Annotated in this window: 26 protein-coding genes and 1 pseudogene; 18 read left to right on the top strand and 9 right to left on the bottom strand. The window is 64.9% G+C overall.

Annotated features, from left to right (window positions below):
• Positions 1-177 precede the first annotated feature (177 nt).
• Positions 178-360: a hypothetical protein gene (locus ACFDR6_RS31440; RefSeq protein WP_018316535.1), complete on the bottom strand. Its 183-nt coding sequence runs from the start codon at positions 358-360 to the stop codon at positions 178-180.
• 277 nt (positions 361-637) lie between these two features.
• Between ACFDR6_RS31440 and ACFDR6_RS31435 the strand changes: the two genes are divergently transcribed.
• From ACFDR6_RS31435 to ACFDR6_RS31415, 5 genes are all read left to right on the top strand, one after another.
• Positions 638-1,555, top strand: a complete 918-nt coding sequence (locus tag ACFDR6_RS31435) for an ABC transporter permease subunit (RefSeq protein ID WP_212081493.1) — start codon at positions 638-640, stop codon at positions 1,553-1,555.
• A gap of 27 nt (positions 1,556-1,582) precedes the next feature.
• Positions 1,583-2,878, top strand: a complete 1,296-nt coding sequence (gene livM, locus ACFDR6_RS31430; RefSeq protein WP_375860726.1) for a high-affinity branched-chain amino acid ABC transporter permease LivM — start codon at positions 1,583-1,585, stop codon at positions 2,876-2,878.
• Positions 2,875-3,708 carry an ABC transporter ATP-binding protein gene (locus ACFDR6_RS31425; RefSeq protein WP_375860725.1) on the top strand — a complete coding sequence of 278 codons (834 nt, stop codon included), beginning with the start codon at positions 2,875-2,877 and terminating at the stop codon, positions 3,706-3,708. The genes livM and ACFDR6_RS31425 overlap by 4 nt, the downstream gene beginning before the upstream one ends.
• Positions 3,705-4,439 (top strand): ABC transporter ATP-binding protein, encoded by a 735-nt coding sequence (locus ACFDR6_RS31420; protein WP_212081496.1) that lies wholly within the window; start codon positions 3,705-3,707, stop codon positions 4,437-4,439. Before ACFDR6_RS31425 ends, ACFDR6_RS31420 begins: the two co-directional genes overlap by 4 nt.
• 161 nt (positions 4,440-4,600) lie before the next feature.
• Complete coding sequence (locus ACFDR6_RS31415; protein ID WP_212081497.1) at positions 4,601-5,719, top strand: branched-chain amino acid ABC transporter substrate-binding protein; 1,119 nt, start codon at positions 4,601-4,603, stop codon at positions 5,717-5,719.
• Between the two features lie 82 nt (positions 5,720-5,801).
• Here ACFDR6_RS31415 and ACFDR6_RS31410 read toward each other — a convergent pair whose 3' ends face one another.
• On the bottom strand, positions 5,802-6,188 hold the full coding sequence (locus ACFDR6_RS31410) for a response regulator (protein ID WP_212081498.1): 387 nt from the start codon (positions 6,186-6,188) through the stop codon (positions 5,802-5,804).
• A 244-nt stretch (positions 6,189-6,432) separates the two neighbouring features.
• Here ACFDR6_RS31410 and ACFDR6_RS31405 point away from each other — a divergent pair.
• The 3 genes and pseudogenes from ACFDR6_RS31405 to ACFDR6_RS31395 all read left to right on the top strand — a co-directional run bounded on the left by ACFDR6_RS31405 (position 6,433) and on the right by ACFDR6_RS31395 (position 10,555).
• Positions 6,433-9,239, top strand: a pseudogene (locus ACFDR6_RS31405) (PAS domain S-box protein).
• 57 nt (positions 9,240-9,296) lie between these two features.
• On the top strand, positions 9,297-10,292 hold the full coding sequence (locus tag ACFDR6_RS31400) for a P1 family peptidase (protein WP_375860724.1): 996 nt from the start codon (positions 9,297-9,299) through the stop codon (positions 10,290-10,292).
• A 50-nt stretch (positions 10,293-10,342) separates the two neighbouring features.
• The gene (locus ACFDR6_RS31395) at positions 10,343-10,555 is read left to right on the top strand and encodes a KTSC domain-containing protein (RefSeq protein WP_375860723.1); all 213 of its coding nucleotides are present in this window, start codon (positions 10,343-10,345) and stop codon (positions 10,553-10,555) included.
• A 13-nt stretch (positions 10,556-10,568) separates the two neighbouring features.
• Here ACFDR6_RS31395 and ACFDR6_RS31390 read toward each other — a convergent pair whose 3' ends face one another.
• A complete protein-coding gene (locus ACFDR6_RS31390; protein ID WP_375860722.1) occupies positions 10,569-11,345 on the bottom strand; it encodes an EF-hand domain-containing protein in 777 nt (258 codons plus the stop codon).
• A gap of 252 nt (positions 11,346-11,597) precedes the next feature.
• Here ACFDR6_RS31390 and rpe point away from each other — a divergent pair, with 252 nt between their 5' ends.
• The 5 genes from rpe to ACFDR6_RS31365 all read left to right on the top strand — a co-directional run bounded on the left by rpe (position 11,598) and on the right by ACFDR6_RS31365 (position 13,578).
• Positions 11,598-12,299, top strand: a complete 702-nt coding sequence (rpe, locus tag ACFDR6_RS31385) for a ribulose-phosphate 3-epimerase (protein WP_212081503.1) — start codon at positions 11,598-11,600, stop codon at positions 12,297-12,299.
• A gap of 51 nt (positions 12,300-12,350) precedes the next feature.
• Positions 12,351-12,947, top strand: coding sequence for a hypothetical protein (locus ACFDR6_RS31380; protein WP_317243433.1), 597 nt, complete (start codon positions 12,351-12,353; stop codon positions 12,945-12,947).
• Between the two features lie 91 nt (positions 12,948-13,038).
• On the top strand, positions 13,039-13,179 hold the full coding sequence (locus ACFDR6_RS31375) for a hypothetical protein (RefSeq protein ID WP_212081505.1): 141 nt from the start codon (positions 13,039-13,041) through the stop codon (positions 13,177-13,179).
• A gap of 5 nt (positions 13,180-13,184) precedes the next feature.
• Complete coding sequence (locus ACFDR6_RS31370) at positions 13,185-13,364, top strand: hypothetical protein (RefSeq protein WP_317243431.1); 180 nt, start codon at positions 13,185-13,187, stop codon at positions 13,362-13,364.
• Positions 13,365-13,386: 22 nt separating this feature from the next.
• Positions 13,387-13,578 (top strand): hypothetical protein, encoded by a 192-nt coding sequence (locus tag ACFDR6_RS31365; RefSeq protein ID WP_212081507.1) that lies wholly within the window; start codon positions 13,387-13,389, stop codon positions 13,576-13,578.
• A 27-nt stretch (positions 13,579-13,605) separates the two neighbouring features.
• Here ACFDR6_RS31365 and ACFDR6_RS31360 read toward each other — a convergent pair whose 3' ends face one another.
• The 5 genes from ACFDR6_RS31360 to ACFDR6_RS31340 form a co-directional block, all read right to left on the bottom strand.
• Positions 13,606-15,045, bottom strand: a complete 1,440-nt coding sequence (locus tag ACFDR6_RS31360; RefSeq protein WP_375860721.1) for a serine/threonine protein kinase — start codon at positions 15,043-15,045, stop codon at positions 13,606-13,608.
• A 5-nt stretch (positions 15,046-15,050) separates the two neighbouring features.
• Entirely contained in the window at positions 15,051-15,791 is a 741-nt protein-coding gene (locus ACFDR6_RS31355) for a metallophosphoesterase family protein (RefSeq protein ID WP_375860720.1), read from the bottom strand.
• Positions 15,792-15,908: 117 nt separating this feature from the next.
• Positions 15,909-16,514 (bottom strand): hypothetical protein, encoded by a 606-nt coding sequence (locus ACFDR6_RS31350; RefSeq protein ID WP_212081515.1) that lies wholly within the window; start codon positions 16,512-16,514, stop codon positions 15,909-15,911.
• On the bottom strand, positions 16,507-17,193 hold the full coding sequence (locus ACFDR6_RS31345) for a DUF2135 domain-containing protein (protein WP_212081517.1): 687 nt from the start codon (positions 17,191-17,193) through the stop codon (positions 16,507-16,509). The genes ACFDR6_RS31350 and ACFDR6_RS31345 overlap by 8 nt, the downstream gene beginning before the upstream one ends.
• Complete coding sequence (locus tag ACFDR6_RS31340; protein WP_317243429.1) at positions 17,190-17,975, bottom strand: MotA/TolQ/ExbB proton channel family protein; 786 nt, start codon at positions 17,973-17,975, stop codon at positions 17,190-17,192. Before ACFDR6_RS31340 ends, ACFDR6_RS31345 begins: the two co-directional genes overlap by 4 nt.
• 185 nt (positions 17,976-18,160) lie before the next feature.
• On the opposite strand from ACFDR6_RS31340, the gene ACFDR6_RS31335 reads away from it, so the two are divergent.
• From ACFDR6_RS31335 to ACFDR6_RS31325, 3 genes are all read left to right on the top strand, one after another.
• Complete coding sequence (locus tag ACFDR6_RS31335) at positions 18,161-19,531, top strand: sensor histidine kinase (RefSeq protein WP_317243428.1); 1,371 nt, start codon at positions 18,161-18,163, stop codon at positions 19,529-19,531.
• A 7-nt stretch (positions 19,532-19,538) separates the two neighbouring features.
• Complete coding sequence (locus tag ACFDR6_RS31330; protein ID WP_212081523.1) at positions 19,539-20,189, top strand: response regulator; 651 nt, start codon at positions 19,539-19,541, stop codon at positions 20,187-20,189.
• 112 nt (positions 20,190-20,301) lie between these two features.
• The gene (locus ACFDR6_RS31325) at positions 20,302-20,622 is read left to right on the top strand and encodes a hypothetical protein (RefSeq protein WP_375860719.1); all 321 of its coding nucleotides are present in this window, start codon (positions 20,302-20,304) and stop codon (positions 20,620-20,622) included.
• A 14-nt stretch (positions 20,623-20,636) separates the two neighbouring features.
• Here the strand turns inward: ACFDR6_RS31325 and ACFDR6_RS31320 are convergent, their stop codons facing one another.
• Positions 20,637-21,224 carry a TetR/AcrR family transcriptional regulator gene (locus tag ACFDR6_RS31320; protein ID WP_212081527.1) on the bottom strand — a complete coding sequence of 196 codons (588 nt, stop codon included), beginning with the start codon at positions 21,222-21,224 and terminating at the stop codon, positions 20,637-20,639.
• Positions 21,225-21,784: 560 nt separating this feature from the next.
• On the opposite strand from ACFDR6_RS31320, the gene purB reads away from it, so the two are divergent.
• Positions 21,785-23,092: an adenylosuccinate lyase gene (gene purB / locus ACFDR6_RS31315; RefSeq protein ID WP_375860718.1), complete on the top strand. Its 1,308-nt coding sequence runs from the start codon at positions 21,785-21,787 to the stop codon at positions 23,090-23,092.
• A 99-nt stretch (positions 23,093-23,191) separates the two neighbouring features.
• A complete protein-coding gene (locus ACFDR6_RS31310; RefSeq protein ID WP_247968072.1) occupies positions 23,192-24,364 on the top strand; it encodes a M20 aminoacylase family protein in 1,173 nt (390 codons plus the stop codon).
• Positions 24,365-24,413 lie beyond the last annotated feature (49 nt).

The following is a 24,413-nucleotide window of genomic DNA, read 5'->3' as shown; positions in this document are numbered from 1 at the left end:
GCCGCTACCCGCCTGCCGTTCGCCCTCGATGGAAGGCTTTGCCGGGGAGCTAACTCGCATCAGACTGTGGCGGCAATTTAAACCCTTTGTTTACCTTAATTGCCCGGGTGACCCCCAAAAAAGGGCCCCGCCTCTCGGCGGGACCCTCTTCATCCTCTTTACGCGTGGGCTCCCAGGTTACTTGTCCTGCTGACCACCCTGCTGCTGGCCGGGCCGGTCACCCTGGCGCATCGGATCGTTCTGCTGCTGCTGTCCGGGCTTCTGACCGCCGCCCTGCTGCTGACCCGGCTGTTGGCCTGGGCGCTGCTGGCCGGGGTTCTGACTCTGCTGGCCCGGATTCTGGTTCTGCTGCTTCGTCATTCAGGGAACTCCCTTGTTGAACGTTCAGAAGCGAGATAACGGCCGGCATCCACTTTGGTTGCCCCCGGAACCCGGTTCCTCGCAGTTGCGGAACCCCACCGCCAAAGACCTCTGTACAAGACCGCCTGCCGTAGCGTGACCTGTTGCAGCCGCCAGTTCCCTCCTGTTACAAAACGGAAAGAATGCTTAGGGGCTGCCGGGGCCCAAGAAAACCACACTCCAACCCACTCTCCTCAGAGCTCCCTTTGAGCCCGCGTCAGGTTTGGTACGGCAGCCCATGGACTACTTCACCCAGCAGCTCATCAACGGTCTCGTCCTGGGCTCGATCTACGGCCTGATCGCCATCGGTTACACGATGGTCTACGGCATCGTCGGCATGATCAACTTCGCCCATGGCGATGTCTTCATGATCGGCGGCTTCATCGCCCTGATCACTTTCCTGATCCTGATCTCGCTCGGGCTGACCGCGATCCCGCTGATCCTGCTCGTCGTGCTGCTGGTCTCGATGGCGATTACCGCGCTTTATGGCTGGACCATCGAGCGCATCGCCTACCGGCCGCTTCGCCACTCCTTCCGCCTCGCCCCGATGCTGTCGGCGATCGGCATGTCCTTCGTGCTGACCAACTATTCGCAGGTCGCGCAGGGCGCGCGCGTCAAGCCGATCCCGCCCGTCATTACCGGCGGCTATACCTTGCATGAGAGCGCGGACGGCTTCGTGATCCAGCTCTCCAACATCCAGATCATCGTGGTCATCACCACCATCGTGCTGCTGGCGCTCTTCACCTGGCTGGTGTCGAGCACTCGGCTTGGACGCGACATGCGGGCCTGCGAGCAGGACCAGACCATGGCGGCGCTGCTCGGCGTCGATGTCGACCGAACCATCTCCATGACCTTCGTGATCGGCGCCGCCCTCGCCGCGGTCGCGGGCCTGATGTACCTGCTCTATTACGGCCTCGTCGATTTCTTCATGGGCTTCGTCGCCGGCATCAAGGCGTTCACCGCCGCCGTGCTCGGCGGCATCGGCTCGCTGCCCGGCGCCATGCTCGGCGGCCTCGCGATCGGCCTGATCGAGACGTTCTGGTCGGCCTATTTCTCGGTCGAATACAAGGACGTCGCGGCGTTCTCGATCCTGATCGTCGTGCTGATCTTCATGCCGACCGGCCTGCTCGGCCGTCCCGAAGTCGAAAAAGTCTGACGGTCGCGCGTGGCAGCTTCCTCACCCATGAAGGCCAAACCGGGCATCCACTCCATCCTGAAGACGGCTTTCGTCAACGCGCTGGTCGCGCTGGTGCTGTTCTCGTTGATGGTCGGCATCCGCACCGAGGCGGGCGCCTCGGGCCAGCTCACCTATTGGACGCGTTTCGGCGAACTTGCCTCCCTCGTCGCGGCTGTATTCGGCGGCTCGATCGTGATCGAGCTGCTGCGGCAATGGATCGGCCCGACCGGCGCCGAGAAACTGGTGCCGCCGGCGGTGAAGAGCGGCATGTCGTTTATCAGCCGCTACCTTGCGCCGGCACTTCTGATCTTCACGCTGCTGGTGCCGGTGATCTTCTATGACCAGCGCTACATCCTCGACCTCGCGATCCTCGTGCTCACCTATGTCATGCTGGGCTGGGGACTGAACGTCGTGGTCGGGCTCGCCGGCCTGCTCGATCTCGGCTATGTCGCCTTCTATGCGGTCGGCGCCTATTCCTACGCGCTGCTCGCGACCAATTTCGGCTGGTCGTTCTGGATCTGCCTGCCGCTCGCCGGCATCCTCGCAGCGTTCTGGGGCGTGCTGCTCGGCTTCCCGGTGCTCCGCCTGCGCGGCGACTATCTCGCCATCGTGACGCTGGCCTTCGGCGAGATCATCCGCCTCGTCATCATCAACTGGCAGGATCTCACCGGCGGGCCCAACGGCGTCTCGGGCATTCCCCGCCCCTCCTTCTTCGGCATCCCGCTCGACAGGAGCGACGAGGGGCTCGCCGCCAAGCTCGGCATCGAATATTCGCCTACCCACCGCATCGTCTTCCTGTTCTATCTGATCCTGGCGCTCGCGCTGCTTACCAACTGGGCGACGATCCGCCTGCGCCGGCTGCCGATCGGCCGGGCCTGGGAAGCCTTGCGCGAGGACGAGGTCGCCTGCCGCGCCCTCGGCATCAACACCACGACCACCAAGCTGACGGCGTTCGCGACCGGGGCGATGTTCGGCGGCTTTGCCGGCGCGTTCTTCGCAACCCGCCAGGGCTTCATCAGCCCGGAATCCTTCACCTTCCAGGAATCGGCGCTGGTCCTCGCCATCGTCGTGCTCGGCGGCATGGGCTCGCAGCTCGGCGTCGCGCTCGCGGCTCTCGCCATGATCGGCGGCTTCGAGCTGTTCCGCGGCCTCGAGAACTACCGAATGCTGGTGTTCGGCATGTCGATGGTGCTGATCATGATCTGGCGGCCGCGCGGCCTGATCGGCCATCGTGCCCCCACCGTGTATCTGACCAAGGCGAAAGCGATCTCCTCCGACCTCGTCAAGGAAGGGCACGGATGAGCGGCGACAAGATTCTCAGCGTCGACCGGCTCGCCATGCGCTTCGGCGGCATCGTTGCCGTGCAGGACCTTTCTTTCGCCGCCGAGCGGAAGAAGATCACTGCGCTGATCGGGCCGAACGGCGCCGGCAAGACCACCGTATTCAATTGCATTACCGGCTTCTACAAACCGAGCGGCGGCACCATTCGCCTCGCCCATGACGACGGCAGGACGATCGCGCTAGAGCGGCTCAACGATTTCCGCATCGCCAAAGAGGCCAGGGTCGCGCGCACGTTCCAGAACATCCGCCTGTTTCCCGGCATGACCGCGCTGGAAAACCTGATGGTGGCGCAGCACAACGCCTTGATGCGCGCCTCCGGCTATACCCTCCTCGGTCTCCTCGGCGTGCCCTCCTATCGCGGCGCCGAAAAGCGCGCCATCGATCTCGCCACCGACTGGCTCAGGCGGGTCAATCTGCTCGACCGCGCAGACGATGCCGCCGGCAATTTCGCCTATGGCGACCAGCGCCGCCTGGAAATCGCGCGCGCCATGTGCACCGAGCCCGCGCTGCTGTGCCTGGACGAACCTGCCGCCGGTCTCAATGCGCGCGAGAGCGCGGCCTTGAGCGAGCTGTTGCTGTCGATCCGCGACGAGCTCGGCACGTCGATCCTGCTGATCGAGCACGACATGTCGGTTGTCATGGAAATTTCCGACCACATCGTGGTGATGGATCACGGCGTCAAGATCGCGGAAGGCACGCCGCGCGAGGTTCGCGACGATCCCAAGGTGATCGCCGCCTATCTCGGTGCCGACGAGGAAGAGGCGGCAGCTGTGATGGAGGGCGGCTCGTGACGTCCCCCCTGCTCGCGATCCGCGGCCTTCGCGCCGCCTATGGCAAGATCGAGGCGTTGAAGGGCGTCGATGTCCAGATCAATGCCGGCGAGATCGTCGCGCTGATCGGCGCCAACGGCGCCGGCAAGTCGACGCTGATGATGACGATCTTCGGCAAGCCGCGCGCCCGCGCCGGCCAGATCCTGTACGAAGGCCGCGACATCACCGACGTCCCCACCCACGAGATCGCGCATTTGCGCATCGCGCAATCGCCCGAGGGCCGACGCATCTTCCCGCGCATGAGCGTGGCGGAAAACCTCCAGATGGGGGCGGATGCCACCGAATGCACCGAGACCGAACGCGAGGCGACGCTCCAGCGCGTCTTCACGCTGTTTCCGCGGCTGAAGGAACGCTATGCCCAGCGCGGCGGGACCCTGTCCGGCGGCGAGCAGCAGATGCTGGCGATCGGCCGCGCCTTGATGAGCCGCCCCCGCCTGCTCCTGCTCGACGAGCCCTCGCTCGGCCTCGCGCCGCTGATCGCGCGCCAGATCTTCGATGCGATCCGCACCCTGAACCGCCAGGACGGCCTGACCGTCCTGATCGTCGAGCAGAACGCCAACCATGCCCTCAAGCTCGCCCATCGCGGCTATGTCATGGTCAATGGCCTGATCACGCTGGCCGGCACCGGCGCCGAATTGTTGCAGCGCCCCGAGATTCGCGCCGCCTATCTGGAGGGCGGCCGGCACGGCTGACCGAACCACAGGCCAGCCGGCGTGCGGCCGAATGCGGCGAGATATCTACGCCAATGCCCGTATTTTGCCGGTGACTTCTCCTGAGATTCATTCAAGAATGGCGCCGGTTTGAACCGGGCATGCCCGGCAACGTCCACAGGCGACCACCCGCGAGGTATCTCATGAAATCACTGAAGCTCATCGGTCTGGCATTCGGCGTATCGATCGCGCTGTCGAGCGCGGCATTCGCGCAGGATGTCACCGTCGCAGTCGCAGGCCCGATGACCGGCGGCGAGTCCGCCTTCGGCCGCCAGATGAAGAACGGCGCCGAAATGGCCGTGGCCGATATCAATGCCGCCGGCGGCGTCAACGGCAAGAAGCTCGCGCTTTCGGTCGAGGACGACGCCTGCGACCCGAAACAGGCGCGTTCGATCGCCGAAAAGATCGCCGGCGCGAAGATCCCGTTCGTGGCCGGGCACTATTGCTCGTCGTCGTCGATCCCGGCTTCGGAAGCCTATGCCGACGGCAACGTGCTCCAGATCACGCCGGCCTCGACCAACCCGCTGTTCACCGAGCGCAAGCTCTGGAACGTGGCGCGCGTCTGCGGCCGTGACGATCAGCAGGGCCTGATCGCGGCGCAGTACATCGCCAAGAACTACAAGGGCAAGAACATCGCGATTCTCAACGACAAGACCACCTACGGCAAGGGTCTCGCCGACGAAACCAAGAAGGCGCTCAACAAGGCCGGCGTCACCGAGAAGATGTACGAGTCCTACAACAAGGGCGACAAGGACTTCAACGCGATCGTCTCGCGCCTGAAGCGCGACAACATCGACCTCGTCTATGTCGGCGGTTACCATCAGGAGAGCGGCCTGATCCTGCGTCAGATGCGCGATCAGGGTCTCAAGACCGTGCTGATGGCCGGCGACGCGCTCGCCGACAAGGAATACGCCTCCATCACCGGCCCGGCCGGCGAAGGCACGCTGTTCACCTTCGGTCCCGATCCGCGCAACAAGCCGACCGCAAAGAAGATCGTCGAGGCTTTCAAGGCCAAGAACATCGACCCAGAGGGCTACACCCTCTACACCTATGCGGCGATGCAGGTGTGGTCGCAGGCAGCCAAGAAGGCCGGCACCACCGACGCCAAGAAGGTCATGGAAGCGGTGAAGGCCGGCAAGTGGGACACCGTGATCGGCCCGATCGAATATGACGCCAAGGGCGACATCAAGCAGATCGACTACGTCGTCTACAAATGGGACGCCAAGGGCGGCTACGCCGAGATCAAGGGCAACGGCACCTGAGCGCGCGCTTCTTGCCGGGCTCAGGCCTGCGATACGATCACCACGCCCCGGCTAGCGCCGGGGCGTTTTTCTCGTGGCAGGATCAGGCGGGTGCGGCCATCTCGCCGCCGGCGGCGGCCTGGGCTTTCCGAAGCGCTTGCAGGAGATCGTTCGGCCGAAACGGCTTTTGCAGGCAAATCACGTTGGCAAGGTGAGACGACTGCTCCATGAAATCCAGCGTCGTCATTCCGGACACCGCAATGATGGGGAGCCCCGGTGTACGCTCGCGCAGGGACGCAATGACGTCGACGCCGCTGACATCGCCAAGGAAGATGTCGACGATCGCCGCGTCAAATGCGCGTTCCGCGAAGGTTTTCAGCCCAGCCGCACCGCTGTCGGCCTCGGCAACCTCGTAATGGTTGACCCGAAGCACCATTGCGATCATCGCGCGCACATCCTTTTGATCGTCGACGATGAGAATGCGAGGCAAGGGAACAACTCCCGCAGATTGATCAAATCGTATGATTCAAACCTGGAACCAGCCGCGGCGGAAGGGCATTATGACACCGCCCAGTAAAGCGCATCTTACCGGATCCCTATTCCGCGCTCCCCCCCAAATTAAGTAAGCTGTAACCTTCGGTTGAGTCGTCACTGCAACAGTTCACGACACGCGCCCGGATCGGGCTACCGTGGAGGTCGGAAGGTCAAGACTGCTGGATCTTGGAATTGCGGAGATGCTCAAAACGGGTCTGAGACCATGAACGCGCCTGCGATCGACCGAAGCACATTTCTTTCAACACTGCCGGCCACATCGGGCGACCGGACCTCGGCACTTTGGATCGTCGGCGTTTCCTCGATCCTGTTCGCTTTGGCCGTTCCGTTCGCAGGTATCCCGCTGCCGCAGGTCCCGGCCTTCGTCGCGAGCTATCAGTCCGCCCTGGCCGTAAGCGACATCGTCACGGCAGTGCTGCTTCTGTCGCAGTTTTCGGTGCTGCGGACCCGCGCGCTGCTGTGGCTGTCGACCGGCTACCTGTTCACCGCCGCTGCAGCGCTGGTCCATGCCCTCACCTTCCCCGGCCTGTTCGCACCGACCGGGCTGCTTGGGGCCGGCAGCCAGACCACGGTCTGGCTCTACATGATCTGGCACGCCGGCTTCCCGCTGTTCGTGCTGGGCTACGCCTGGCTGAAGGAAAAGGACGGCGGCCCCAGGATCCGGGGCGCGACAAGCAGCCCGATCTACGCCACCGTGCTCGGTGCAGTCGCGGCCATGGCTGTCTTCACCTGGATCGTCACCGCCCAGCACGATCTCTTGCCGATCCTGCTCCGCGACGGCCACTACACATCGACCATGATCGGGGTCGTGTCCTTTGTGTGGTCGCTGAGCTTCGCCGCGCTCGTCTCGCTGTGGTTCCGCCGCCCGCATTCGGTGATCGACATCTGGCTCATGGTCGTGATGTGCGCATGGCTGTTCGACATCGCGCTGTCTGCAATCGTCAACGTCGCGCGCTTCGATCTCGGTTTCTATGCCGGCCGTCTCTATGGCCTCTGCGCATCGAGCTTCGTGCTCGCGGTACTGCTGATCGAGAACGTCCGCCTTCAGGCCCGGACGGTGGGCCTCGTCGGCAAGCTGCGCGAGCAATCGGCGTCGGATCGCGACTTCTACGGCAAGCGCCTCGCACTGTATGGCGCGGTTGTCGAATCCTCCAACGACGCCATCATCACGAAGACGCTCGACGGCGTCATCACCGGCTGGAACAAGGCCGCCGAGCACCTGTTCGGCTATTCTGCCGCGGAGGCCGTCGGCAGGTCGATCGACATCATCGTGCCGTCGGAGCGAAAGGGCGAAGTCCGGAGTATCCTCAATCGGATCGCCGGCAACGAGTCGGTCGCCCAGCACGAGACGGTGCGGATTCGCAAGGACGGCCGCGCGCTCGACGTCATCCTGAATGTTTCTCCATTGAGGTCGGACAATGGAGAGATCATCGGGGCCTCCAAGATCGCCCATGACATCACCGAGGAGAAGCAGGCACAGGAGAAGCTTCGCCGCGAGATCGAGGAGCGTCAGCGCATCTTCGAGACCTCGCAGGACCTGATCCTGGTCACCGACGGTTTCGGCAATTTCATTCAGGTCAGCCCGAGCGTGAAGGACATCCTCGGCTTCAGCCCGGAAGACCTGATCGGACACAGCGCGACCGAGTTCATCCACCCTGACGACCTCGACAAGACGCGGGAGGAGATGCGGGCCGCGCGGCGCGGTGCGGTCAAGCGCAGCTTCGAGGCGCGCTACTATCACTACGACGGTCACGAAGTCACGCTGAACTGGATGGGCACCTGGTCCGAGCCGGTGAAGCGCCATTTCTTCATCGGCCGGGATCTGACGGAGAAGCAGGCCGCCGAAGCCCAGTTCCGGCAGGTCCAGAAGATGGACTCCATCGGCCAGTTGACCGGCGGCGTCGCCCACGACTTCAACAACGTGCTGACAGTCATCACGGGCACGATCGGCATTCTCAGCGACGCCGTCGCCGACCGGCCCGAGCTTGCCGCCATCACCAAGCTGATCGACGACGCCGCCGAACGCGGCGCGCAGCTGACCAAGCATCTGCTCGCCTTCGCACGCAAGCAGCCGCTCCAGCCGCGCGAGATCGACGTCAACGCCCTGGCGCTCGAAGCCGCCAAGCTGCTGCACCCGACCCTGGGCGAGCAGATCACGATCATGCCGCAACTTACCGAGGACGCCTGGCCGACCCTGGTCGACCCCGGCCAGCTCTCCACCGCGATCCTCAATCTCGCACTGAACGCGCGCGACGCCATGCCGGACGGCGGGACCCTGGTGCTGGAGACCCGCAACATCTTCCTCGACGACGGCTATGCCAGCATGAATCCCGACGTCGTCGCCGGCAATTACGTGATGATTGCCGTCAGCGACACCGGCAGTGGAATTCCGCCGGACCTGATCGATCGGGTCTTCGACCCGTTCTTCACCACCAAGGAGGTCGGCAAGGGTACCGGCCTCGGCCTCAGCATGGTGTTCGGTTTCGTCAAGCAGTCGGGCGGCCACATCAAGATCTACAGCGAGGTCGGCCACGGCACGAGCGTGAAGATCTACCTGCCGCGCTCGACCGGGGTGCAGGAGACCGAGTTCGAGGTGCTCCAGAACGTGCCCATCACCGGCGGCAACGAGAGAATCCTGATCGTCGAGGATGACGCACTGGTGCGGCAATATGTTGTGACGCAGGTCAAGAGCCTCGGCTACACCGCGCTCGAGGCCGCCAACGGCGCGGAGGCCCTCACCATCATCGACAGCGACAAGGCCATCGACCTGCTTTTCACGGACATCATCATGCCGGGCAACATGAACGGCCGCCAGCTTGCCGACGAAGCGGCCCGGCGCCGCCCCGACCTCAAGACGCTGTTCACCTCGGGCTACACCGAAAATGCCATCGTCCATCATGGCCGGCTCGATTCCGGCGTGTTGCTGTTGGCGAAGCCCTACCGCAAGTCCGAGCTCGCCAAGATGCTGAGGACGGCACTGGCAAGTTGAGCCTGCGGCATCCCTGCGCTATCGCAAGGTGAACTTCTTTCAGCGCGCGAGGCCACCTTGAAGAATCTGCTCACCGATATCGCCGGCGTCCGCGTCGGCCATGCCGAGGATGCCAAAGTCGCCAGCGGCGCGACCGCGATCATCTTCGATTCCCCCGCAGTCGCGGCCATCGACGTGCGCGGCGGCGGCCCGGGCACGCGCGAGGATGCCCTGCTCGATCTTGCCAATACCGTCGAGCGCGTCGACGCGATCGCGCTGTCCGGCGGCTCCGCCTTCGGCCTCGACGCCGGCGGCGGCGTCCAGGCCTGGCTCGCCGAGCAGGGACGCGGCCACCGGATTCGCGAAGCCCTGATTCCCATCGTGCCGGGAGCGATCCTGTTCGACCTGCTCAACGGCGGCGACAAGGCCTGGGGACGCTTCTCGCCCTATCGTGACCTCGGCTATGCCGCGGCGGCTGCCGCCGGCACCGACTTCCCGCTCGGCAGCGTCGGCGCAGGCCTAGGGGCCACCACCGCGACGTTCAAGGGCGGGCTCGGATCGGCCTCGGCGGCGACACCTGACGGCGTAAAGGTCGCGGCGATCGTCGCCGTCAACGCCGTGGGCAGCGTTACCATCGGCGACGGGCCGTGGTTCTGGGCGGCACCGTTCGAAGTCGGCGGCGAGTTCGGCGGGCGCGGCCAGCCCGACAAGTTCACCGACGACATGCTCCGCATGCGCATCAAGGGCGGTCCCGCGGCGAGCGCGCGCGAAAACACGACCATCGGCGCCGTCGTCACCGACGCGGTGCTGACCAAACCCCAGGCCAAGCGTCTGGCGATGATCGCGCACACCGGCTTCGCCCGCGCCATCTACCCGGTGCACGCACCGACCGATGGCGACGTGCTGTTTGCGGCGGCGACCGGCGAGAAGCCGATCGAGCCGCTGGTCGGCCTCACCGAACTCGGCACCGTCGCCGCCAACGTGGTCGCGCGCGCAATCGGCCGCGCGGTGTACGGCGCCACCGCGCTGCCGTTTCCGGGGGCACAGCCGGCGTGGAAGGACAAATTCGGTTAGAAACGAAACGGCGGGTACTGCATTACCCTGGCAGGCCAGGGTCCACCGCCATGCCGTCTTCCGTAATCCGCTTCTTCCGCTATGCGCCCGATACGCGCGAGCTGAAGGTGACCTTTGTCAGCGGACGCCTCTATGTCTACGAGGACGTTCCGCCCGAGGTCGCCGCCGCGTTCGGGGATTCGCGTTCAAAGGGGACGTTCTTCAATCAGGAAATCCGGGACCGCTACGTCTGTCGTGACATCACGCACGAGCATGCCGGCTGACCTCGAATGCCGCTCACACGCTCATCGACATCGATGAAGCGGTGGTGGCGGATGCGGCCTGCGCCTGGCGCTGCATCATCTGCCCGAACCAGTCATAAGGCGAATTGCCGCCGCCATTCGCATTCGAAGAGCTGGAGGCGCCCGGCACCGTCGTCGACATCTTGAAGCCGTCGGCATAGGTGACGGTCGTCGTGGTCGAGCCGTCGGCAGCGACCGTCGTGGTCGAGGTCGATCCGCCCTTGGGCTTCGACGAGGAATCCGATCCGTCGCCCGCGCCTTGCGCATGGTCGCCATGACGACCGCTGGTCAGCGCCTTCGTCATTTCGCCGAGGTTGATGCTGTCGTCCGCATTCGCGTCCATCTTCGAGAACACGTCGTCGGCCTGCGCCAGATTGGTGCCTCCGGCTCCAAGGGCGTTCTCGAACTCGGACCTGGTGATCTTGCCGTCGCCGTCCGCATCGATCTGCGAGAACATATCTTTCAGCGCGGCCTGCCGGTCCTTCGAGGCCGAGGACACCGAATTCGAAGATGTCGAGTTGACCGCGCTGCTCGCGCCGTCGGCCAATTGGCCCTGCATGGCGATCAACGCACTCATGGTCTGCGGCGAAATCTGCGGAGGAGTGCTTGAGCCGACCAATGAGGTCGTCATGGTGCCCGCGCTGTCGATCGCGAACGGGTTGGTCGCACCTTGCGAGGATCCCGTCTTCTGGGTCGACGAGGACGACTTCGAGTTCGTCAGCGACTGGATCGCGTCGAAGGCACTCGAGACCGCACCAAGGGCTAACAACATTGCACAACTCCAACCGACGCGGCATGCCGCGGCCAATGTTCTGTCGGACAACGACAGCAAGCGGCATGCCAGCGCAAAAAGTTCAATGAAATCCGCTGCCGCCGCGCCCTGAACGGCCGGGGAACATCGGCAATTCATGCCGGTCGCGGCAGAAATTTCCACCCACAGGAAGCACGCCTCCCCTGCATTGCCCGCTACGGAGGCCCATGTTAGGCGAGGCCATCTTTCACGGCCGCCACGGGAAATCGAGCCATGACCCAAGCCTTCGCCCCTCGCCCCCTGGCAATCGCGCCCTCGATCCTGGCTTCGGATTTTTCTAGGCTCGGCGAGGAGGTGCGCAGCGTCGACGCCGCCGGCGCCGACTGGATTCATCTCGACGTGATGGACGGTCACTTCGTTCCCAACATTTCCTACGGTCCCGACGTCATCAAGGCGATGCGTCCGCACACGAAGAAGGTGTTCGACGCGCACCTGATGATCTCGCCCTGTGACCCCTATCTCGAGGCCTTTGCGAAAGCCGGTTGCGACCACATCACCGTGCATGCGGAGGCCGGCCCCCATTTGCACCGCTCGCTCCAGGCGATCCGCGCGCTGGGCAAGAAGGCCGGCGTCTCGCTCAATCCCGGCACGCCAATCAGCACGCTCGAATATGTCCTCGACCTCGTCGACCTCGTTCTGGTGATGTCGGTCAATCCCGGCTTTGGCGGCCAGGCCTTTATCCCCTCAGCGATCGGCAAGATCCGCGACATCCGCGCGATGATTGCGGGACGCCCGATCGACATCGAGGTCGACGGCGGCGTCGGCCCCGAGGTCGCCGGCGCGCTTGCGGCAGCCGGCGCCAACGCCTTCGTCGCCGGCACGTCCGTATTCAGGGGCGGCACGCAGGAGGCCTACAAGACCAACATCGCCGCGATCCGCAACGCGGCGCTGGGCGCGCGGGGCGAAGCCATCTGAGGACCATTCGCGGCTTCCGAACCGGCGCCACGACCGCCGCGACAAAAGGCAATGAAGGATCTCCGCGCCACCCCGTTTTCCGCAGGCTTGCAGCGCCTGCGCGCCGAAGCCCTGCAGGGCGGAGAGCGGGTGATCTGGCAGGGCCAGCCCGACGGCGTCGCCCACATGATGATGTGGCGCTATCTTTGGTGGATCGGATTTCCCTGGCTGTTGCTGACCGTCATCGCCATCGGATTCGATTGGATCGGCGGGGCGGCCCAACCTCTCGTGATGCTCGGATTTGCGATGGTTGCGGCCCCGCTGGTCATGCTGCTGCAAGACCTGCAGACGCTCTATTTGATCACCGATCGCCGCGCGCTCATCCTGCGAACGGCCTGGGGCAGGCGGACGGTCAATCAAACGCCGTTCCAGGAAATGGACGCGGACTTCGAAATCCTCGACATCGGCGGTGGCGCCGGTCACCTCAACTTCGCGTCGGGGCGATCGACCCGCTCGCCCGATACCGACCACACCGGGCGTTACGGATTTCGCTGTCTTCGAAATGCACCGCGCATACGAGAGATCCTCGAAGGCGCGCGCGCGGGCAAGGTGCAGCCGCACCGGAAAAAAGCCGCGGCCCTTACGGGTGTTGCAACGCGCAATGCCTAAAATTGCAGTCTTGATCCGTACTCATCCGGACTTCACTGATTCGCGCAAATCACCACAAGTGACTCCTGCCTGCATTTGACGGGAGCACATCATGACGGCGACCCTGGTTTGGACTGGCGTAGCGTTGTGGTTCGTATTCAACGCGGCGATCGCGGCCCGCAGCCTCTACGTGGCCCGACCGGTGAAGGCCAAGGCTTCCGCCCGCGTCATCCACATTCATCGTCGGGGCTGAGCGCCATGCAGATCGCACTCGTGAAGCGTCAGCCGAAGCGCAGGTGCCGGATCCCGCGCCGCCCGCATCCCGGCCTCGATTATTTCTTCGGCCGCCTCGAACGCGCCGACGGCACGCCGGACGACGACGCCGGGCTCGACACGACGGACCTCGACCATTCGTTTTCCTCGCAGCGCCGACACTGATATTCCTTTCCGGATCAATTCCATGAAACCGCACTGCCCGAACTGCCTGAAGGAAATGACCAAGGCATCCGCGTCGCGCAACCTGTTCAATTGCGAGCCCTGCCGCGAGATCATCCAGTATTTCGGCGGCAGCGCGGATCACGGCGATCCCGGCCCGCAATTCTCCTGGCCGATCCGCCGCAAGCGCACTGTTCACTCCGCCCACGCGGCCTGATTCCATTCCTCAGAGTCGCCGGACGGCCTATCCCGGCACCGCGCCGATATCGGACTCGCCCGCATCCCCAGCCATCCGCGGCGGCCGCACCACCGTGACCGTGCAGGCCGCTTCCGCGGCCACCTTGGCCGAGACGCTGCCGAGCAGCGTGCGCCGGAACGAGCCCTGCCGCGCGCCGATGATGACATGGTCGACCTGGTTGACCTCGGCAAACTCCAGGATCGCGGCGGCGGGATCGACTGCCTCCAGCACATGAGCCGTCAGCCGGCTCTCGTCCAGTTTGAGTGGCGTCGCCCAATGCCTGAGCGCCACGAGACGGTCGATATGCTTGTTGGACCCCTGCTCGTCCAGCGTCCGGTCGATCGCGATCCGGTTCAGCTTGAGCACGTTGACGCAGGCAAGCCGCGCCGACGGCAAGGTGGCGAGGATGCGCTCGGTGGTCACGCGTAGCGCCTCGTTCAGCTCCGGTGCGCCTTCGACCGTGTCGAGCGCGACGGCGAGGATCGGGCTCGACGCGATTTGGGCGGCGACATCCGATTTCACCTGCGGCGCCATCACGCCCTGGTTGAAGCGGCGGCGCCATGCGACGCCGAGGGAGTCGCGTTTGATCCGCTCCGAGCGCGTGGTGAGCTTGACCTGGTCCGGATGGGCGAGATCGAAGGCGAGCTGGGACGCCGTCGGATAGCGCCACACCGGCTCGATCTCGAGACAGCGTAACACCACCTCCTGAAGCCAGGGCGGATAATCGGCACGCAAGCTTCGCGGCGGATACGGATCGCGCCAGAGCCGGCGTCGCATCGCGCGCAGCGTCTCGCCCTCGCCGAACGGCCGCTCGCCGGTGGTGAAGAAATACAGCAGCACGCCGAGCGAAAACAGGTCGCTGCGCGGATCGTCGCGCACTCCAGACAGCCGCTCGGGTGCCATGTAGGGCGCGGTGCCGTAGGGCAGACGGAATTCCTCCTGCAACAGATCCGGCAGGTGGTTGTGATGCGACAGACCGTAGTCGATCAGCACCGCCTCGCCGCTCTCACGGAACATGATGCTGCTCGGCTTGATGTCGTGGTGAATCACGTTCTGCCGGTGGAGATCGGCAAGCGCGGTTGCGATCCTGGCAACGAGCTGCCGCGCCTCGTCATACGGCAGCGGCAGGTCGGGCAACCGCTTGTACAGCGTCGTGCCGCCGATGCGCTCGATCACGACATAGGCCTGACGCGCGAAATCGCCGGTGCCGAAACACGCCGGCACGTGCGGACCCGCGAGCCGCGGCAGGATCATCATCTCCATCTCGAAGGAGACGATCGCGGCGGGGTCCTCCCCCTCCGACACCCGCGGGATCTTCATCAGCAAGGGCACATCAATGCCGGGATGGGTGACCGTCCACAGCGTCGCCATGCCGCCGGCATGAACGCATTCACCGATGGTGTAACCGTCGATCTCCGCGCCGGATTTGACCAGTGATTTCGGCATGGCCGTCAGCGCCCCTGCGACAGGCGGTCGGCAAGCCAGTGCGGCAGGCCGTTGTCGCGGATCCTGCCCGCCGCAGTCTCGACGTCATAAGGCGCGCGGCAATAGGTGATCTGGCACGATTCGGTGTCGAACAAGACGAAGGCTGCCGACGGATCGCCGTCGCGGGGCTGGCCGACCGAGCCGAGCACGGCGAGCCATTGCCGTCCGCGCAGGAGCTGCACCGGGACGTCGGCCTTCGGCACGAAGCTCGTCATCTTCGCCGTCACCGACATCGAATAGAGCGCAGGACGATGGACATGGCCGCAGAACGTGACATGAGCGGGCGTCGCGATCAGGCTCTTGGCGGCATCGACCGTGGAGCGGACGTAGTGCCAGCGCTGCGGGTGGGAGGCTTCCGCATGCACGAAGAGACGATCGCCGTCCTCTACCAGCATCGGCAATTCGGTCAGGAACCGACGCTGCGCGGTGTCAAGCCGCCCGCGGGTCCACTCGATCGCGACCTGCGCCTCGGCGTTCATGGTCTCCGCCGAGGAATTGACCGCCTGGTCGTGATTGCCGCGCACGGCCACGGCACCCTGGGCCACCAGCTCGATCGTGGTGTCCACCACCCATTCGGGATCGGCGCCATAGCCGACGAAATCGCCGAGCAGGACGAACCGCTCCGCGCCCTTCGCACGGGCAACCTTCAGGCAGGCCTCGAAGGCCTGCCTGTTGCCGTGAATATCGGAAAGAACAGCTAGGAGCACGCACCCTCCACCCCTCAATTCATATTGAAGGCCGATAAGGCCCAATTGAGGGAGGTCAAGAAGATGCGCCAGCGCCGCGCGGTTTACCAGCGCGCCGCCGTCACGATGGTGAAGAGCCTATTGCTCGTCCTTCGGAGGCATCCGGGGCGGTGGCAGCGGGGTGAATACCGCGCCTTGTGCCCCGGCCGGCGGGGCCATGAACTCACCGGTCGAGGAATCGCCGCCGGTCGTCTCCAGGATCGTCTTGGGCGTCACATATTCGCGGACCAAATCGATGAGGCTGCCATCGCCCCCGCCGAAATCCGCGGCACGGCCGCCTTGCGGATTTCCCAGAGCGATCTCGTTCTCCGCCGCATGGGTCTTGTCGGCGAGCCTGTCGTTGTAGGGCACGCGGAAGGCCCGCGGGATGCCGCTCGGGCGATTGTCCTCATCGAGCTGCTCGACCCACAGATAGATCGAGCCGGGATCGCCCTGAAGCGAATGCGGCTCGACGATGCGGGCCTTCAGCAGCTTGAAGGTCGTCGGCAGCCGGTCGGAGCTGGCCCAGCCGAGCAGCCCGCGCATCTCGCCGAAGCTGACGACGTAGAAGGCGCTGGTCACGACCACCGCGACCGCCTTCAGAGACCAGTGCAGCCGCGCATAAACCAGCACGACCAGCAGTAGCGCGCCGATGACGGCGTAGGCGACCGACAACGTCAGGATGACCGTCTGCAAGCTAGTCACGGCGTATCCTCACGGGGTTCCTGCTCACACCGGTCCTCGGGTCGAGATCGGCGCCGTTGCGCCAGCCGCTGCGGAACGTCTCGAGCAGCGATTTCGGCCGCTGGTCCACGTTGGTCACCTTGCCCTCGTCATCGATGCGAAACCGCACTGCGGTCTTCTCGTCGCCGGTGTGGTTGAGCGTGAACTTGTTGTCGAATACCACCTGCGCCTTGGGATTGAGCTTCTGCACCTTCACATTGGCCGTGACCGGTTCGCCCGTGGTCGCCACAAAATGCGAGACATTGACCGTGTATTCGCCGGCGAGAATGCCGCGCACGGTGACGATCTCCTCGCGGATGGGCGAGGCGATCTTCTTGCCGGCGACGATGATGAAGTCGTTGGCCCCGCCCCGATCGTCGCGATCGAGCGTCAGAAAGCCGGCCTCGCGGTGACGATACCAGGCGATGTTGCCGGCAGGATCCTGCACGAACAGGTCGAGATCGTCGGGGTGGTTGTCCGGCCAGTCGAGCGTGATCATGAACTCGGCCTTGGAGTCGATCTTCCCGTCCTTGGCGTCCGGGGAGACCGCGAGCAGTGCCAGGAAGAAGAGAAACGCGATCACCTGAAGCGCCTTGAACAGCATCACGCCCAGCGGATCGAACGGCTCCTCGCGTGGATAGAGTCCGAAATCATCCATCATGACGCGGTTCCGGCGCCTTTTAGTCCAGCCCCCTGACGCTCGAGCACCGGCGTCACATAGGTCTCGGTCAGCACCACCGCATCCGAGAACACCCGCTGGGTCGCGGCGTCCAGCATGTAGTACTGGATACGGACCAGGATCGAGCCGACGAGACCGGCGAGCGTCGTGTACATCGCGACCGCCATGCCGTCGCTCATCAGGCCCATCGAGGAGCGCATCGCGACCTTGTCGGCGGCGTCCAGCCCGGCGATCGGCGCCAGCATGATGATGAAGCCGATGATGGTGCCGAGCAGGCCGAGCTTCATCAGCGTGTCCGAGACGAAGGCACCGAAGCCGTTGGAGCCGCGCAGCCGGTCGGCGAGCGTCCGCAGCAGCAGGGTCTGGTCGACCGACCGGTAGTCCTGCGCGGCGGCCTTGGTCACCAGGCTCTCGATGTGATCGCGTACGAGGCCGCGCGGCAGCGCGGTCGCCCCCGCCTCCAGTGCCTTGCTGCCACCGGTAGCCGACAGCATCGCCCGACAGCGCCGGGCCGCGGCCCCTTCTCGGGCAATCGCCCGCGTGCGCAGGAAACAGTGGCCGCAGGTGACGACATAAAGCAACGCGATGACGCTCGAAATGTACGTTCGATCCGACGTCAACATCAGGTGGATCAGGCCGAAGCGCCACAGCAGCACGACAGCGAAGATCGAAAGGCCGGTGAAGATCATCCAGAACAGCAGCGCGCTGCGCTCGGATGGGTCGGTCGCAGACGGCGCGATCGGTCCAATCGTCATCGAACTCATGCCGCACTGCTCCTGACTTGCAACTATTCCCTACCCATTAGATCAAAGCCGCCGCGTCCGGTCCAAAGACCCATGCCCAATCCGGCTTGGGAAATTTGCCCGAGCTGCAATCCTGCCACACCCTGCGATTGGCAAGGCGCGGCGGCGTTGTTAGGCTGAGCCTACCAAACGTTGGGGGTGATCGCATGCGCCTTGTGCTTCAGCTCGTCGCCCGTCTGCTGCTCATCGTGGCACTGTGCCTTGGCGCGGCAACCATATGGGCCACGTTCGACGCCTATCGCAGCGTCGACCGGGCGACCGCGGCCTCGGCGCAGCGGGTGGCGCAGGCGCTTCAGGCGCTGTATTGGCGCGAGCTCTTGTTGCGCAGCAGCAGAGCGCGCGAGCATCTCCTGCCGGTTCCGGACTGGCGCACCCTGGAGACGATGAAGCTGATCTCGCCCGGCGTCTGCGTCGAGTTCCAGCCCGCCGCGGCATTCGAGAAGCCGCTCTGCGGCCAAAGCGAGGGGTTAGGCAAGACGCCGCCGCGCTGGTTCGCCGCTATTGTGCCGACCTTCCTCGGCAGCCACGCCGAGGCGGTGCGGCCAGTCAGCCCGCGCGCGGCTTCCGCCGGCACCGTGGTCGCGACGCCGGATGCGGCCGCCGCCATCTCGCTCGCCTGGGAGTACATCCTCAACGTGATCGACGTCGCGCTTCTGATGGCGGCAGCGATCGCATTGCTGGCTTCGCTGGCGATCGCGCATGCGCTGGCACCGGCGCGCACGATCGTGACCGCCTTGCAGCGCATGTCGCGCGGTCAGTATCGCACCAAACTGCCGCGCTTCCGCTCCATGGAGCTGGCGATGATCGGCAGCGCCGTCGATGCGCTCGGCGGCCGGCTGGAGGAAGCCACCGAACAGCGCGCCGCACTGACACGGCGCCTGCTCGAGATCCGCGACGACGAGCGCCGCGCGCTCGCCCGCGAACTCCACGACGAGTTCGGGCAGAACCTCTCCGCCATCCTCGCCTTCGCCAACACGATCGAAACGGCGAGCGCGAGGGCAAACAGGGACAACGGGATCGCACAGGATGCGCGCATGATCTCGCAGGCCACCCATCATCTGATGGCCTCGCTCCGCGATGCGCTGAGGCGTCTGCGTAATCCCCTGCCCGAAGAGCTCGGTCTCGAGGCAAGCCTCGTCAATCTCGTCGACAGCTGGCGCTCGCAGAGCGCAGCGCGGCCGACGATCCAGCTCGATCTCAGGGGCGACCTCAGTGACATCAAGGGTCCGGCCGCCACCACGGCCTATCGTGTGGCACAGGAATGCCTGACCAACGCGCTGCGCCACGGCTCGGCCCGGGAGATCTCGTTGCGGATCGAGCGCCGCGCCGGCGAGGACGACGCGCTGCTGATCCGGGTCGAGGACGACGGGGGCGGCGACGCGGCCCGTGTCGCGCAGTCGGCCGGTTTCGGTCTGACCGGCATCCGCGAGCGCGTTGCGGCCACCGGCGGATCGCTGTCCATCCTGCCTGCCCGCGGCGGCCTCAGTGTCGCCGCGACCATTCCGCTCGCCGCGTGAGGTTGGAATGAGCGAGGTTGCAGCAACAGGCATCTCCGTGCTGCTCGTCGACGATCATCCGATCGTCCGGCAAGGCTATCGGCGCGTGCTGGAAAGCCAGGGCGATCTGCATGTCGTGGCCGAGGCCGACAACGCCGCGGACGCCTACGGCGCCTTCAAGGCGCATGATCCTGATGTCGTGGTGCTCGACATCTCGATGCCGGGCGCGAGCGGACTGGAGGCGATCCGCAACATCCGCGCGCGCAGCCCGCGAGCGCGGATCCTCGTCTTCACCATGCACAACGAGGCCGTGCTGGTGAAAGCCGCCTTCAGCGCCGGAGCGAGCGGCTTCGTCACCAAGAGCAGCGAGCCGTCCGCGGTGGTAGGTGCCATCCGCAGCGTCGCCCGCGGCGAACGCGCCATGAGCGACGACATCGCGCATATCCTCGCCGAGGACAGCCTGTCGACCGGCTCAGTGCTGGATCAACTGGGCGAACGCGAGATCGAGATTTTGCGCCAGTTTGCCGGCGGCGCGACCACCGAGCAGATCGCGGCGCATCTCAATCTCAGTGTGAAGACGGTGCAGAACTATCACTACCTCATCAAGACCAAGACCGGCGCGCGCACCGATGCGCAGCTGGTGCGCCTCGCCGCCACATGCGGGCTGACGAGGATCTAGCAGCAAAGCTGCCGCAGTATCCTGGTCTTCTGGAGCTTCTCAATCTAGCGAGCAAGATTGGAACTGAGACCGTCCGGCTCCGGTTAACACGGCAGTGAAGGAGTCAAAGATCATGAGTAAGGGTCATCACAACGCCGTAGATCATCCCCCGATCATCACGGTAGGCGAGCTCATCGACGAGCTCTGTCGTCTGCCGGACACCGCTGTCGTTCACTTCCGCTGCCCCATGCTCGAGCAAGAGCTGACCTTTTACCGCCTGCGCAAGCGGTCAAAGGACGCTGTCGAAATCGCGGTCAATGCATATCCGGACAGTCCCCCGGTCGTGCCATCGCCCGAGGCGAACGTCCCCGCGCGGCGACGCGCGACGTCCTCGTCGCAGGCTCACAATGGCGCGCATCTTCAGAAGGCGCGGGTTTTGACGGGTACGCGCTGAGCAGACGCGGCGGGCTATCCCGCCTTCAGCCCGCGCAGCAGCAGCGCCAGTGTCGCGTCCACGCGCGCGGAGAGATCGGCGTCCCTCCACTCGTCGGCATGAGCCGGATGGTGGAAACGGACGGTAGCATCGAAGATGGCACGCGCGGTGGTCTTGACGTCGTCCACGGCGAACACGCCCTGCTTCACGCCATCGACCAGGATGGACCCGATCTGGTCGATCATGGTGTCCTTGTGACATTTGACGGCGGCGCAGGCCTCGCGCGCCAGCGTCAGATAGGTGTCGAACATCTCGGGATCGTCGAGGACACGCGAACGCTTGGCAGCGAACAGCGTGCGCAGCCAGCGATCAAGCCTGGCCGGCGCCGGCCCCTGCTCCTCGACGATCGCGCGCAACGGCGCGTCGATGCGGTCGAGCCAGCGTTTGGCAACGGCCTCGCGCAGCGAGGCCTTGCTGGGAAAATGGCGGTAGACGCTGCCGTGGCTCACATCGAGCGCACGGGCAACGTCGACCACGGTGGCCTTGGCAAGTCCAAAGCGCCTCAGCACGTCCTCAGTGACTTCGAGGATCCGCTCCGGCGTCAAGACAACAGCTTCATTCATGCCAGCACCATGTTCCCGTTCAGGGCTCAGTTACCCCGGCACCAGGGCTGCTTCCGAAGCGCCCTTGCCGGTCGTTTCGGAAAGCCTATGCGTTAATGAGGCAGTTTTGCAGCCTGCGCCGCGATCTGGCGCGCGACCAGCACATTGAGCCAATGCCCAATCACGCCAGTCAAATTGAAGATTTCGGTCGTCATTGTCTAAGTCTCCATTCGTCCGCGGTCCCGTTCTTCAATTTGCCCTCCGATCCGCTTTGGATGTCGGGCTTCCCGGGGCTGTCGCGGGACGCCCAATCGGAGCGTCCGGGGACGGATATACACGTCACGCTGACAGATTTCAATATCTGTCAGTCAATGATCCGTGATTGACAGCAGATTTTTGACCACCGGCCGGCCGGCTCGGCCCCCAGCGGTGGATTAGCCCTCCCCAAACCCCGTTCCGGGGGTCGGATCGTTTGTTTCGCCCTCCCTGCTCTGTTAAATCACGGCGTAAAAAACATTCCGGCCGGACCTGCCCCTCGGACCATTCCTTGGGCCGCCCGCCCACCTTCCTGGAGCCGCCCCATGATCCCCCGCTATACCCGTCCCGAAATGGCCTCGATCTGGGAGCCGCAGACCCGGTTCAAGATCTGGTTCGAGATCGAGGCGCATGCGGCGGACGCCCTTGCCGAGCTCGGAACCATCCCCAAGGAGGCTGCCAGGACGGTTTGGGCCAAGGCCAAGAACGCCACCTTCGACGTCGCCCGCATCGACGAGATCGAACGCGAAACCAAGCACGACGTCATCGCCTTTCTCACCCACCTCGCCGAGATCGTCGGCCCCGAGGCGCGTTTCGTGCACCAGGGCATGACCTCCTCCGACGTGCTCGACACCTGCCTCAACGTCCAGCTTACCCGCGCCGCCGACCTGCTGCTCGCCGACCTCGACAAGGTCTTGGCCGCGCTCAAGAAGCGCGCCTTCGAGCACAAGATGACGCCGACCATCGGCCGCAGCCATGGCATCCATGCCGAGCCGGTGACCTTCGGCCTCAAGCTCGCTTATGCCTATGCCGAATTCACGCGCGCCAAGGAGCGCCTGATCGCGGCGCGGAAGGAGGTCGCGACCTGCGCCATCTCCGGCGCCGTCGGCACCTTCGCCCAGATTGATCCGCGCGTCGAAGAGCATGTCGCGAAAGCGATGGGCCTCGTCCCCGAGCCGATCTCGACCCAGGTGATCCCGCGCGACCGCCACGCGATGTACTTCTCGACCCTCGGCGTGATCGCCGCCTCGGTCGAGCGCATCGCGGTGGAGATCCGCCACATGCAACGCACCGAGGTACTGGAAGCCGAGGAGTTCTTCTCCGAGGGGCAGAAAGGCTCCTCCGCGATGCCGCACAAGCGCAACCCGGTGCTGTCGGAGAACCTCACGGGCCTGTCCCGCATAGTGCGCGCCTATGTGACGCCGGCGCTGGAGAACGTCGTGCTCTGGCACGAGCGCGACATTTCGCACTCCTCTGCCGAGCGCATGATGGGTCCGGATGCGACGGTGACGCTCGATTTCGCGCTGGTGCGCCTTGCCGGCCTGATCGACAAGCTGCTGGTGTACCCTGCCAACATGCAGAAGAACCTCGACCGCCTCGGCGGCCTCGTGCATTCGCAACGCGTGCTCTTGGCGCTGACGCAGAAGGGCGCAAGCCGCGAGGATTCCTACAAGCTGGTGCAGCGCAACGCCATGCCGGTCTGGCGCGGCGAAGGCGACTTCTTGCAACTCCTGAAGCAGGACGCCGAGGTGAAGAAATATCTCAGCGACGCCGAGATCGAGGAGCAGTTCGACCTCGGCTATCATCTCAAGCACGTCGACACGATCTTCAAGCGCGTGTTCGGGGAAAGCTGACATTCACAGTCATTCCGGGGCACGCGAAGCGTGAATCCGGCATCTCGCGCTACAATCTCCAGAGTCCGATAAAAACCCGCAAGAAACGGATCCCACCTCATGCCCATCGTCAACCGCGTTGCCGCCCTCTCCGACGAAATGGCCGCCTGGCGCCATGACTTCCACGAGAATCCCGAGCTGCAATACGACGTCCACCGCACGGCCGGCATCGTCGCCGATCGCTTGCGCGAGTTCGGCTGCGACGAGGTGGTGACGGGCATCGGCCGCACCGGGGTCGTTGGCGTGATCCGCGGTCGCAAGTCCGCGTCCGGCAAGACCATTGGCCTCCGCGCCGACATGGACGCGCTGCCGATCATGGAGACCTCGGGCGTACCTTATGCATCGAAGGTGCCCGGCAAGATGCACGCCTGCGGCCATGACGGCCACACCGCGATGCTGCTCGGCGCGGCCAAATATCTCGCCGAGACGCGGAATTTCGACGGCACCGCGATCATGATCTTTCAGCCCGCCGAGGAAGGCGGCGGTGGTGGCAAGGCCATGGTCGAGGACGGGCTGATGACGCGCTGGAACATCCAGGAGGTCTACGGCATGCACAACATGCCGAACCTGCCCGAAGGCCATTTCGCAACCACGCCCGGCGCGATGCTCGCTTCCTCCGACAACATCCAGATCACGGTCCACGGCAAGGGCGGTCACGCCGGCGCGGGCCCGCACAAATCCGTCGACAGCGTGCTGATCGGCTCGCAGATCGTCAACGCGCTGCAATCGATCGTGGCGCGCAACGTGGATCCGCTGAAATCAGCGGTCATCTCGATCACGCAATTCCATTCCGGCACGGCCTTCAACATCATCCCGGAGATCGCCGAGCTCGCCGGCACCGTGCGCACGCTCGACCCTGAGGTGCGTGATCTCGTCGAGCGCCGCATCGGCGAAGTCGCCGACAGCATCGCGCGTGCCTATGGCGGCTCGGCCGAGACGAAATACACGCGGATGTACCCGGTGACGATGAACCATGCCCGCGAGGCCGGCCTTGCCGCCGACGTCGCCCGCGACATCGTCGGCGCCGACCGCGTCAACGACAAGTTCATCCCGATGATGGGCGCGGAGGACTTCTCCTTTATGCTGGAAGCCCGTCCCGGCGCGATGGTGCTGGTCGGCATGGGCGATGGCAACGAGTGCCACCATCCGTCCTACGTCTTCAACGACAACATTCTGGGCCACGGCGCCTCGTTCTGGGCACGCCTGGTCGAGACGCGGATGCCGGCTGGGTAGAGCCGCACGCGTGCTGCTGTAGCCCGGGTGAGCAAAGCGACACCCGGGA

The organism is Bradyrhizobium tunisiense, assembly GCF_042263385.1.
Classification (GTDB): Bacteria; Pseudomonadota; Alphaproteobacteria; order Rhizobiales; family Xanthobacteraceae; genus Bradyrhizobium; species Bradyrhizobium tunisiense.
Note: the sequence above shows the minus strand (reverse complement) of the source record. Positions and strands in the feature narration are given on the sequence as shown.